Genomic DNA, 11,017 nt, shown 5'->3' with positions numbered 1-11,017 from the left:
TGCTGAGATGGAGCGACCTCGAGCCGCTGCGCGACCGCAAGGCGCTGCTCGACCGCCTCTATCGCGCGGTCTTCGACCTTGCGGCGCCTTCCACGCAGCGTGGCCGCGTGCCATTCCTGCCCAAGCGGATGCGAAAGGCGGCCTGACGGGCAAGCCGGCGTTTCCTTAGCGGCATAATACTTTAGATATGGCTTAAATAATTTACAGATATTCATACTGTTGCTGCGTTGCCACAGTCACAAATTGCGTGATTTGCTATCAAAGGCTTGGTGGGGAGCTTAGCCGATGAATATTGCCCAGTCTATTGTATTGACGGGACTGGTTCTGGGTGTTGCCGGAGCTGGTGTGAACTCAGCCAAGGCGGGTGATGCCGATCCGTCATGGAGCGGCTTCTATGCCGGCGCCAATATCGGCTATGGCTGGGATTCGGGCGACGTCGGGCTCTCTCCGCATACGGCTATTCCCGACCTAGTGCCTGTTGTGGAAGCCATTGTGAGAGCCGGCTCGTTCCCGACGTCGTTGTCGCCCGACGCTCGCGGCGTCGCCGGTGGCGGTCAAGCCGGTTACAATTGGGAATTGCCGTCGGGCTGGGTTGTCGGCGTGGAGACGGACCTCCAGGCATCGGGCATCAAAGGCTCGACGAGCGCGACCATCATCGATCCGCATTATTTCGACGAGGATCTGGGTCAGAATGTCTTTTTCGACAGTACACGCACAGCCGTCAGCAAGAAAGTGAATTGGTACGGCACTCTGCGCGCCCGCGCGGGCTATCTCCTAGATCCGCAATGGTTGGTCTATGCCACCGGCGGCCTGGCCTACGGCAAGACGAGCCTGGGTTTTCACGTCGAGGATCTGGCTCAAGGCTGCCTCCCCGACGCCACGATTTGCGGAGACGGCTCAAAGTCAGGCGTTCGCCTGGGCTGGAGTCTCGGAGCCGGGGTCGAGACGATGCTGGCGCCCAACTGGAGTCTGAAGGCCGAATATCTGTATGTAGATCTCGGCAAACGAAGCTTTGATGCCTCGACCATAACGCCGGTGGATTTCAAATTATCAGCCAAATATCACGAACAGACCGTGCGCATCGGTCTGAACTATCACTTCAACTGAGCCGGTGAAGCACCGTTCAGTCCGCGCCTTCCTCGGGATCGATGGCGGACTGTTCATTGGCCACGACCTCGATTTCCTGGTTCTGGCCGGCGACGACCGTGAAATCCTTCTGGTAGATGCGGTCGCGGTTCTTGGCGATGATTGTGTACTGGCCCTCGGCCAGCACCATCGAGGCGAAGGCGCCGACCGCTTCCTTGATCGGATCGCCGCTCTCGTTGAGCAGCGACCAGGACGTGTCGGCGATGGCTTCGCCGCCGGGCTCGCGCACCAGCTTCATCGTCATCTCGGCGGCGCGGTGCTCGACGGTCGCTTCCGTCAGCTTGCCGGCCTCGACGCGGATATCGGAGCGGATCACCGCGTTGACCGCGCCATAGGTGGAGACGACGTGGTAGGTGCCGGCGTTCAGCCGCACCACGGTGTTCGGCGCGACGTCGGGGGCGATCAGCGGCCGGTCGCCATTGGCCGCGGCCTCGCCTTCATAGATCGAGAAGCGCAGCTTCTTCGGCGGGATGGGCGCGCCGCCCGACGTCACCGCGTCGAGCTTCAGGCCGCCGGCGTCGAGGACGAGGCTTTCGCGTCTGGCTTCCTTGCCGACTGTGATGCGCTTGGTGGCGCCGGCGCGTCCGTAGGAGGCATGGACGAGATAGCTGCCGGGGTCGAGCTGGAACACGGCCGTGCCGCCATGAGCGGATGCCACCATCGGCAGCTTGCCGTCGCTGGCGGGCTGCGGCTTGAAGACCCGCCAGACGATGCCGCGGGTGATGTCGGCGCCCTTGTCGGTCAACTGCGCCGACAGCGTGATGGCGCCGCCATTGCCGAGCGCCAGTGGTCCCTCCGTCTTCGGCGTCGCGTAGCTCGAAATGCCTGGAAGCTTGATGTCGCCGACATCGTTGGCGTTCTGGGCCAGGGCGAAGGAAACCGGCACCGCGAACAACGCAGCGAAGAGTGCGATCACAAAAAGGCGCAGAGTCCCCTCAAACATGCCTTGCGTTGAAGCCCAAGGCGGTGGCAATTTCAAGGCCTAGGAGCGCGCTGCTTCCCCTCAGCGGCTTCTTATCCGGCGCAAAACGCCACCGCCCGAGCCGCCCGACCTCCCGATGGCGTGCTTCAGCTCAAAATCGAATGCCTTCAGGAGACTTGGCCCCCATGGCGTCGCCGATCATAGACTTCCTGCTCACCCGCAATTCCGCGCCGATTCCCGACCTCAAGGAGCCGGCGCCGAGCGATGCCGAGATCGCGACGATGATCGCGGCCGCATCGCGCGTTCCCGACCATGGCCGGCTCGAGCCCTGGCGCTTCATCCTCTATCGCGGCGAGGCGCGCGTCGAGATCGGCAAGAAGCTGGCAGCACTTGCCGAGCAGCGCGAGGGGCCGCTGCCGGAAGGCCGGCGCAACCAGGAACTGGCGCGCTTCTCGCGCGCGCCACTGGTGATCGGCGTGGTGTCGGTGCCGAAGGAGAACCCGAAGATCCCGCAATGGGAGATGTTCCTGTCGGGCGGCATGGCGGCCATGAACCTGATGATCGCGGCCAACGCGCTGGGCTATGGCACCAACATGATCAGCAACTGGTATTCCGACGTGGCCGAAGGCAGGGCGATCCTCGGGCTCTCGCCGCGGGAGCGAGTCATCGGCTTCGTCCATATCGGTTCTTATCAGGGACCCGCACCGGAGCGGCCACGTCCCGATCCGGCGAAGCTCTATGCCGATTACGCCGGCCCCTGGGCCGGTTAGTCACATCCTGCGCGCCTTTGACGCCGCGGCTGCCACGCTGGAGGAGGGACTAGCCCGACGCGCCGTCATGACGGCGCGCACATAGCCGGGCGCGCCGATGCGGATGCTACCGTCGGGAAGCCCCAGGATGCGGTCGAGCGCGATCTCGTAGAGCCTGACACGCCTTTCCAGGGTTTCGATCGCAATGTCCATATCGGCATCGCTGCCGCCGGCGAATGCCTTGGCGATCACATCGTGCGTGGCCAGGCCGAACTGCATGACGATGTCGGCGACGCCTTCCGGATCGAAGGTGCGGAAGGTTCCGTCCGCAACGCCTTGCTTGATGATTTCGACCAGCAAGGGCGAAAAGGCCGCGTTGGCCGCCACGTTGATGCGGTGGAACAGCACCAGGTTTTCCGGCCGGAACATCGTCTCGAACAGCGCCCAGGCTTCCGCCGCGGTCTCGACCTTGGCCTGCCGTGATTTCGCGAGCAGGGCGTTGAGGCGTCCGAGCGGATCGAGCGCCGGGTCGCCGACCACATCCTGGACGCCGGCGAGCGCCTGCCTGGCGAAACGCTCCGCCAATGCCTCCAGAAGGGCCTCCTTGGAGGCGAAGTAGTGATAGAAGGCGCCTTTCGAGACGCCGGCGGTGGCGATGACGTCGTTGAGGCTCGCTTTGTCGTAGCCATGCGTCAGGAACAGCGCCTGGGCATGGTCCAGCAGCTCTTCTCGCCTGAGCTCCGGGTGCTTGACGATACGTGGCATGACGAAACCTTGTGCACGCGGCAGCCGTTTCCGTCCAGATGCCTCGCGCTGATTGCGCTTGAGAATAGACCGTCGGTCGGTATAATAGACCACTGGTCGGATTCGACAACAGTGGCGGGGGACGCCACGGAAGGTTGGTCATGATCTCGAGATTGGTTTTCCAGACATTCATATGGTTCGGCGTCATGGGCGCGCTGATGTTTCTGTCGGCCGGCACGCTGCGGTGGACCGCAGCCTGGGTGTACATAGTCGTGATGGTCGGACTGAGCCTTACCATGGGCGTGGCGCTCGCCCGGCGCGATCCAGGCCTGATGAACGAGCGCCTCCGTCCGCCGATTCAGAAGACCCAGACCGCGGCCGACAAGATATTGCTGAGCATATTGCTGCTCGGCATCTTTGCCTGGCTGGTCCTGATGGGGCTCGATACCCGTTTCGGCTGGTCGGCAGCTCCCGTCTGGGTGCAGGTGATCGGCGCTCTGGTCCTGCTCGTCGGCATCTGGATCTGCTATCTCACGATGCTGGAAAACAGCTTCGCGGCGCCTGTCGTGAAGATCCAGGACGAGCGTGGACAGAAGGTGATCACCACCGGTCCATATGGCTATGTCCGCCACCCCATGTATGCGGGCGCCATAGTCTATTTCGCCGGAACGGCGCTGCTGCTCGGCTCCTGGTGGGGGCTGGCAGCGGTCTTCGCCTTCATCCTGCTGCTCGCCATCCGCACCTTCATCGAGGAAAAGACCTTGCGGACCGGCCTGCAGGGCTATGACGATTATGCCGCGCGCGTTCGCTACAAACTGATCCCGATGGTCTGGTAGCAGGGGTCAGGCGGATACGCCTGCCGCCTTGGCGCGGGCCAGCAGACGCTCGGCCAGCCGCAAATGCGGCCTGTCGTACATCTTGCCGTCGATGCCGACGACGCCCGGATTTCCCGCCGCCGCGAAGGCCTCTACGATCGCGCGTGACCGCGCGACCGCTTCGGCGGACGGCGTGAAGGCGGCATTGATGACGGGCACCTGTGCCGGATGGATCGCCATCTTGCCGGTGAAGCCGTCGCGCTCGGCCTCCCGGCATTCCTTCTCGAAGGCGGCCATGTCACGGAAATTCGGAAAGACCGTGTCGATGGCGGCGACTTCGGCCGCGCCCGCCGCCAGAATGGTCATGGTGCGCGCCAGACGGAACACGTCGGTGTATCGGCCGGTGTCGTCGCGGGCCGTGCGCGCGCCGATCGCGGCGGACAAATCCTCCGCGCCCCAGGTCAGGCCGGCAAGCCGCGCGCTCGTTCCGGCATAGCTTGCCGCCGCCAGCACGCCTGGCGCGGTCTCGGTGATGATCGGCAGGATTCTTATAGCGCCGTCCGGCAGCCCGTTCTCGGCCTCATGCACCCGCAGCTTCGCCGCCAGCTGCTGGACATCCTGTCCGCTGTTCGACTTCGGCAGCATGATGCCGTCAGGCTTCGCCGGGACAAGAGCCGCAAGGTCTTCGTCCGTCAGGCCGGTGGAAAGGTCGTTGACCCGCACATAGATGGCCGAACCTGTTCGGTGCCTTCGGCTGGAGATGAAACCGGCCGCGGTCGCGCGCGCCACCGCCTTGTTGGCGGCGGCAACGGAATCTTCCAGATCGACGATGATCACGTCAGCGCCGGCCTCGAATCCCTTTTCCAGCTTGCGCTCGGAATCGCCGGGCACGAACAGCAGCGAGCGCATCAGGCCGCCTTCCTCAGCATCATTGCCTGCCTGGTGCATTTGGCGACAAGAACGTCGTTCTGATTGTAGGCGCGGTGCTCGAACTCCACGATGCCGCGATCGGGTTTCGACTTGGAGTCGCGCACGGAGACGACCGTCGTCTCGACCCGGATGGTGTCGCCGTGGAAGACGGGGTGCGGGAACACCGTCTCCTTCATGCCGAGATTGGCGACGGTCGTGCCGACCGTGATGTCGTTCACCGAAATGCCGATCATCAGGCCAAGCGTGAACAGCGAATTGACGAGCGGCTTGCCCCATTCGGTTTTCGCGGCAAAGTCGAAATCGATGTGTAGGGGCTGCGGGTTCAGCGTCATCACCGAGAACAGCATGTTGTCGCTCTCGGTCACGGTCTTGCGCAGCGTGTGGCGGAAGACATGGCCGACAACAAACTCTTCCAGATAAAGCCCGGCCATGGTTCGATCTCCTCCAATGTCGTTGCTTGATAGGCGTTGGCTGCGCCTCCATCAAGCCGGTTAAGAAACATGGTGAACCGTTCGTAAACCATTTCCAGCCTACCGTTCACAGCGGGGCCGGGGACATTCCGGCAGGGGCGCAGCTGGTCGGCATGGTTGTTTCGCATTTTCTAAAATGGATTGATACGGCAAGGGTTTCCGAGCGCGCCGCCGCCGCGAGCGCGCTGGCGCGCGCCTATATCAATTCCGATCTGCCGTTCGAGGATCGCTGCGCCGCAGAGGCGGCGCTGACGCTGCTTCTGGACGACGCTTCTTCCAAGGTGCGCCTGGCGCTCGCCGAGGCGCTGTCGATGAGCCATCACGCGCCGCCGCAGGTGATCAGCGCCCTGGCCGCCGACCAGCCGGAAGTGGCGGCGCTGGTGCTCGCGCGTTCGCCGCTGCTTACCGATGCCGACCTGGTCGAGCGCGTCGCCTGCGGCCAGAAGGCGACGCAGAAGCTGATCGCCAACCGTCCGGTGGTCTCGATGTCGCTGGCGGCGGCAATCGCCGAGGTCGGCGAACCGGAAGCCTGCGCCGTGCTGATCGGCAACAGCGGTGCCGAGATTGCCTCGCTCAGCTTCCGCCGCATGGCCGAGCGGCACGGCCACCTGCCGCTGGTGCGCGAAGCGCTGATCGCCGATCGGCGCCTGCCGGCCGACTGCCGGCACATGCTGCTGGTCAAGCTCGGCGAGACGCTGAAAGGTTCGCCCCTGGTGCTGGCGATGATGGGGGCCGCGCGCGCCGATCGCGTCATGCGCGACGCCTGCGTGAAAGCCTCGGTGACGCTGATCGAGGGAACGCGCATGGAAGAGCATGCGGCGCTGATCGAGCATTTGAGGCTGCGTGGCGACCTGACCGCAAGCTTCATCATCCGCACCATCGCGCATGGCAAGGTGGATTTCTTCGGCTCGACGCTGGTGGCGTTAGCCCAACAGTCCGAGCAGCGGGTGACGGCGCTTCTCGCCGGCGGGCATGACGTGGCGCTGCAGGCGCTGTTCCGCCGCGCCGGGCTTGCGCCGGCGACGCATGGCATCATCCTGCGCGCGCTGAAAATCTGGCGCGAGGTCGCCAATGGCCGGCGTGTCGCCGGCGTGCAGGAAGTGAGCTGGCTGATGCTGAAGGAGCTCGGCGGCCAATCGGCCGAGGGCGATCTTGCCGGGCTGGTGAAGGCGATCCACCTCGACGCGCTGCGCGAAAATGCGCGCGGGCATGCGCTGGCCATCGCCGCGGCCTAAGCACCATGTTCAAGGCTCAGCCGAGTTCCTCGGCCAGTCCGATGAGAAGCCCTTCAGGGCCGCGGATGTAGCAGAGCCGATACACGTCTTCATACCGGACCACTTCGCCTACGAGCGAAGCGCCGCGCTTGCGGAGCCTCTCCAGCGTGTCGTCGATGTCATCCACGGCGAACATGACGCGCAGATAGCCCAGGGCGTTCACCGGGGCATTGCGGTGATCCGCCACGACGCGTGGCCTGAGGAAGCGGGACAGCTCGAGCCGGCTGTGGCCGTCAGGCGTCCGCATCATGGCAATCTCGACATGCTGATCGCCGAGGCCGGTGACACGCCCGGCCCATTCCCCTTCGATCGTGGCGCGCCCTTCGAGCTCAAGGCCGAGCTCGCGAAAGAAATCAACCGTCGCATCGAGGTCCTCGACGACGATTCCGATGTTGTCCATCCGTTTGAGAGCCATCTGTCCACCTAAAGTATCGACCAGTCTAACAAGGGACCTTTCCGAACCGGTCCGACCTGAAACGCGACACGTCCCCAATTGTTCAGGCGCGACCCTTCGCAAAGAAATCCGGGTAATCCTCCATCGCCGCGGCGATGATGCGCAGGGAGGCGGCGATCTGCAACATTTCGAGCCGGTCGCTGCGTTCCGCGATATTGGCCGCATATTGCCTCGCCACCGCGACGGTCGCGGTCTGCGGCTCGCCCGGCCGCCGAAACAGCAACTCGCGCGCCAGGCCGCGCAGGAAATTGCCAATGGACTCGACCGTTTCGTGCGCGATGGCGGAATTCAGCTGGGCCTGGCGTAGCCTGAGCACTTCCAGCCCGACGGTGACGGCGGCGATGCTGCCGCCAAGCATGGGGTCGCCCTTGCGGCCCGTCCGCTGTACCTGCGGCATCAACTGGTTGATCCGGTCATAGGCGAGGCTTTCGAAGGCCGAGCGCCGGGGAATGCGCTCATGCAGGCAAAGCCGCGCCAGATCCTCACGCATCGCTTGCGAGATTCGCTCCACGGTGACCCAGGGATCGGCCGGCAGCACGACGATGAAAACGCCAATGGCGATCAGGATGCCGACCAGGATCGAGGCCGAACCGGCTAAGAACGGCCCGGGATCGTAGATCATCTGCTGATGCGGACTGAGGAAGGCGAGGAAGTTGATGGCGAAGGCGGTGGCGACGCCGACATGGCGCGGATTGGCCATGCCAAGCGCCGCGGGCACCAGGATCGGCACGACGAAGAGCGTGAACCAGCCGAAGCCAGGCAGCGCCGGCAGCGCGACCTGGCCGACCAGGAAGGCAAAAGGCAGTGCGAGCAGCGTTCCGGTGAAGAAGCCCCATGCCGACTGGACCGGGTCGGGGCGTGCCGCGAACAGGCTGGAGACGACGGCGACGAGGATGACGGTGCCGGCTGCTTCCGACCACTTGGTCGTCAGCCAGAAGATCGCCACCAGAAGCGTGGCCAGCGCGGCGCGCACGGCATTGCGCCAAGCAGCCTGATAGTCGCGATGCACGACCAGCGCCGGCTGCTGTCGTTCGCGGGACGGCCTGGAAACCGGTGAGCGAAGCGCATCGAGGCCTCGCATCGCTTGCTTCAGCGCCTCCGCGAAATCGACGGCAATGGTCAGGCGGGTGATTGAGCCGACCCTGTCTTCGCCGGGTTCGGCGGGTGTGGCCGGAGCCTCCCGCGCCTTGGTCGCTATCGCGTCGAGCCGCGCAACCCAGGGGCCGGTGTCGTCGAGTGCGCCGGGCGTTGCGGCCAACTCGCCGACGAAAGCCTGCAAGTCGCTGCGCACCGGGACGAGCGTCGCGTTTTTCGGCGCGGCGTGGGTATGCAGCGCGCGCGCCGCCGAAAGCGCCCATAGAAGCTGGCCGATCGTGCGCCGCACGGGATGGGCGCGGGTGGCGAAGCTCGGCGCTTCCAACCGCGCATAGGTGCGCATCTCGGCGAGCGTCTGGGCGTCGGTGATGAGCTTGCGCTGCAGCGCGGCGAGGCTTGCCGGATCGCCTCCGGAAAAGGCGCCGCCGGCATATTCGGCGAGGTCGAGGATGCTGCGTTTCAGCCGGGAGATGATGGCGTCGGCCGCCAGCTTCGGCAGGATCAGCCGGCTGGTGACGCCGGCGCAGACGATCCCAATCACGATTTCGGCGCATCGGGCGATCGCCAGGTCGACGACGACATGCGGCTGTCCAAGCGCCGGCAGGCTGATGATCATCGCCGTATAGCCGGCAAGGGCGGCGCCATAGGCTTCCGGGTTGCGCAGCAGCGACGAGACGAGCGTGCAGACGCCGATCCACAGCGCCAGCACGGTGACCAGCAGCCAGGGATTGGCGCCGAACAGGGAGGTGATGCCGATGGCCGCCAGGCCGCCAGCCAGCGTGCCGAGCAGCCGGTAGAAGCCCTTCGCCAGCACCATGCCGGCGACCGGCTGCGCGACGATGAAGACCGTCATCATCGCCCATTGCGGATGGTCGAGCTTCAGCGCGTAGGTAACAAGCAGCGCGATCAGCCCCGCCGAAACCGTGCGCAGGGCGAAAATCCAATCCGAACGGGTCGGCTGCGTCAGGCCGCTCAGCGGTGCCTCGGCAAGCTCTTTCAGCCGCGTCCAGGTCACATGCCCGTCTCCATATCGGAGCCTGTTATGGACCGGACGGCGTTCAGATATCCAGCACGTCCGTCTCGGCGAATTCGGCGCGCTCCTGGATGAAGCGGAAACGCGCCTCGGGCTTGGTGCCCATCAGCGCGTCGACGGCATCCTTGGTGGCCTGCTCGGCGTCGATCACATCGACCCTCAGAAGCGTGCGCTTCTTCGGATCCATCGTGGTCTCCTTGAGCTGCGAGGCCATCATCTCGCCCAGGCCCTTGAAGCGGCCGATCTCGACCTTGCCGCGCCCGGTGAACTCGGTGCGCAGCAACTCGTCCTTGTGCGCGTCGTCGCGGGCATAGCCGACCTTGCCGCCCTGCCGGATCGAATAGAGCGGCGGCACGGCCATGTAGAGATGGCCGCCGCGGATCAGGTTCGGCATCTCCTGGTAGAAGAAGGTGATCAACAGCGAGGCGATATGCGCGCCGTCGACGTCGGCGTCGGTCATGATGATCACGCGGTCGTAGCGCAGGTCCTCGTCGCGGTATTTCGAGCGCGTGCCGCAGCCGAGCGCCTGGATCAGGTCGGAAATCTGCTGGTTGGCGGCAAGCTTGTCGTTGCCGGCGCTGGCGACGTTGAGGATCTTGCCGCGCAGCGGCAGCACCGCCTGGCTGGCGCGGTCGCGCGCCTGCTTGGCCGAACCGCCAGCCGAGTCGCCCTCGACGATGAAGATCTCGGCGCCGGCAGCTGCGTTCTGCGTGCAATCGGCGAGCTTACCCGGAAGGCGCAGCTTGCGCACCGCGCTCTTGCGCGAGACTTCCTTCTCCTGGCGCCGCCGCACGCGCTCGTCGGCGCGCGCGATGACCCAGTCGAGAAGCTTCGAGGCTTCCTGCGGATTGTCGGCGAGCCAATGGTCGAACGGGTCGCGGATTGCGTTTTCGACGATGCGAATCGCCTCGATCGTCGCCAGCCTGTCCTTGGTCTGGCCGACGAATTCCGGCTCGCGAATGAACACCGACAGCATGCCCGCGGCCGAGATCATCACGTCGTCGGTGGTGATGATCGAGGCGCGCTTGTTGCCGATGAGGTCGGCGTAGCCGCGCAGTCCGCGCGTCAGCACGTTGCGGAACCCGGCTTCATGCGTGCCACCCTCGGGGGTCGGAATGGTGTTGCAGTAGGAATTGAGGAAACCATCGCCGCCGAACCAAGTGACGGCCCATTCCAGCGAACCGTGGCCGCCCTGCTTGTCGCTTTTCCCGGCGAAAACCTCGCGTGTGACCTGGAATTCGTCGCCCAGCGTCGCCTTGAGATAATCCTTGAGGCCGCCGGGGAAATGGAACTCGGCCTTGGCCGGCGTCTGGTCCTTGTCCTTGATCAGCGACGGATCGCAGGTCCAGCGGATCTCGACGCCGCCGAACAGATAGGCCTTCGAG

The 11,017-nt window shown here is 64.8% G+C and carries 11 protein-coding genes; 4 read left to right on the top strand and 7 right to left on the bottom strand.

The window, feature by feature from the left end:
- Positions 1-285 precede the first annotated feature (285 nt).
- A complete protein-coding gene (locus EOD07_RS09040; protein ID WP_127235175.1) occupies positions 286-1,107 on the top strand; it encodes an outer membrane protein in 822 nt (273 codons plus the stop codon).
- A gap of 16 nt (positions 1,108-1,123) precedes the next feature.
- Here EOD07_RS09040 and EOD07_RS09035 read toward each other — a convergent pair whose 3' ends face one another.
- Positions 1,124-2,089, bottom strand: a complete 966-nt coding sequence (locus tag EOD07_RS09035) for a hypothetical protein (RefSeq protein WP_127235174.1) — start codon at positions 2,087-2,089, stop codon at positions 1,124-1,126.
- A 164-nt stretch (positions 2,090-2,253) separates the two neighbouring features.
- Between EOD07_RS09035 and EOD07_RS09030 the strand changes: the two genes are divergently transcribed.
- The gene (locus EOD07_RS09030) at positions 2,254-2,838 is read left to right on the top strand and encodes a nitroreductase (protein ID WP_073986059.1); all 585 of its coding nucleotides are present in this window, start codon (positions 2,254-2,256) and stop codon (positions 2,836-2,838) included.
- On the opposite strand, the gene EOD07_RS09025 is transcribed toward EOD07_RS09030, so the two are convergent.
- A complete protein-coding gene (locus tag EOD07_RS09025) occupies positions 2,839-3,582 on the bottom strand; it encodes a TetR/AcrR family transcriptional regulator (protein WP_127235173.1) in 744 nt (247 codons plus the stop codon).
- A gap of 140 nt (positions 3,583-3,722) precedes the next feature.
- Here EOD07_RS09025 and EOD07_RS09020 point away from each other — a divergent pair, with 140 nt between their 5' ends.
- Positions 3,723-4,397, top strand: a complete 675-nt coding sequence (locus EOD07_RS09020) for an isoprenylcysteine carboxylmethyltransferase family protein (RefSeq protein ID WP_127235172.1) — start codon at positions 3,723-3,725, stop codon at positions 4,395-4,397.
- A gap of 6 nt (positions 4,398-4,403) precedes the next feature.
- On the opposite strand, the gene EOD07_RS09015 is transcribed toward EOD07_RS09020, so the two are convergent.
- The gene (locus tag EOD07_RS09015) at positions 4,404-5,285 is read right to left on the bottom strand and encodes a CoA ester lyase (protein WP_127235171.1); all 882 of its coding nucleotides are present in this window, start codon (positions 5,283-5,285) and stop codon (positions 4,404-4,406) included.
- The gene (locus EOD07_RS09010; RefSeq protein WP_041011475.1) at positions 5,285-5,737 is read right to left on the bottom strand and encodes a MaoC family dehydratase; all 453 of its coding nucleotides are present in this window, start codon (positions 5,735-5,737) and stop codon (positions 5,285-5,287) included. The genes EOD07_RS09015 and EOD07_RS09010 overlap by 1 nt, the downstream gene beginning before the upstream one ends.
- A 152-nt stretch (positions 5,738-5,889) precedes the next feature.
- Here EOD07_RS09010 and EOD07_RS09005 point away from each other — a divergent pair, with 152 nt between their 5' ends.
- Positions 5,890-7,011, top strand: a complete 1,122-nt coding sequence (locus tag EOD07_RS09005) for a DUF2336 domain-containing protein (RefSeq protein WP_127235170.1) — start codon at positions 5,890-5,892, stop codon at positions 7,009-7,011.
- Positions 7,012-7,027: 16 nt separating this feature from the next.
- On the opposite strand, the gene EOD07_RS09000 is transcribed toward EOD07_RS09005, so the two are convergent.
- From EOD07_RS09000 to EOD07_RS08990, 3 genes are all read right to left on the bottom strand, one after another.
- Positions 7,028-7,465, bottom strand: coding sequence for a VOC family protein (locus tag EOD07_RS09000; protein ID WP_127235169.1), 438 nt, complete (start codon positions 7,463-7,465; stop codon positions 7,028-7,030).
- Between the two features lie 82 nt (positions 7,466-7,547).
- Positions 7,548-9,614, bottom strand: coding sequence for an FUSC family protein (locus EOD07_RS08995; RefSeq protein ID WP_127235168.1), 2,067 nt, complete (start codon positions 9,612-9,614; stop codon positions 7,548-7,550).
- A gap of 43 nt (positions 9,615-9,657) precedes the next feature.
- On the bottom strand, positions 9,658-11,017 hold a 1,360-nt coding region (locus EOD07_RS08990), incomplete at its 5' end, for a toprim domain-containing protein (protein ID WP_127235167.1).

The organism is Mesorhizobium sp. M2C.T.Ca.TU.002.02.1.1, assembly GCF_003997225.1.
Note: the sequence above shows the minus strand (reverse complement) of the source record. Positions and strands in the feature narration are given on the sequence as shown.

Coding starts and splice junctions, on each gene's coding strand:
- EOD07_RS09040 (WP_127235175.1), top strand. CDS start 286: ATGAATATTGCCCAGTCTATTGTATTGACGGGACTGGTTCTGGGTGTT.
- EOD07_RS09035 (WP_127235174.1), bottom strand. CDS start 2,089: ATGTTTGAGGGGACTCTGCGCCTTTTTGTGATCGCACTCTTCGCTGCG.
- EOD07_RS09030 (WP_073986059.1), top strand. CDS start 2,254: ATGGCGTCGCCGATCATAGACTTCCTGCTCACCCGCAATTCCGCGCCG.
- EOD07_RS09025 (WP_127235173.1), bottom strand. CDS start 3,582: ATGCCACGTATCGTCAAGCACCCGGAGCTCAGGCGAGAAGAGCTGCTG.
- EOD07_RS09020 (WP_127235172.1), top strand. CDS start 3,723: ATGATCTCGAGATTGGTTTTCCAGACATTCATATGGTTCGGCGTCATG.
- EOD07_RS09015 (WP_127235171.1), bottom strand. CDS start 5,285: ATGCGCTCGCTGCTGTTCGTGCCCGGCGATTCCGAGCGCAAGCTGGAA.
- EOD07_RS09010 (WP_041011475.1), bottom strand. CDS start 5,737: ATGGCCGGGCTTTATCTGGAAGAGTTTGTTGTCGGCCATGTCTTCCGC.
- EOD07_RS09005 (WP_127235170.1), top strand. CDS start 5,890: ATGGTTGTTTCGCATTTTCTAAAATGGATTGATACGGCAAGGGTTTCC.
- EOD07_RS09000 (WP_127235169.1), bottom strand. CDS start 7,465: ATGGCTCTCAAACGGATGGACAACATCGGAATCGTCGTCGAGGACCTC.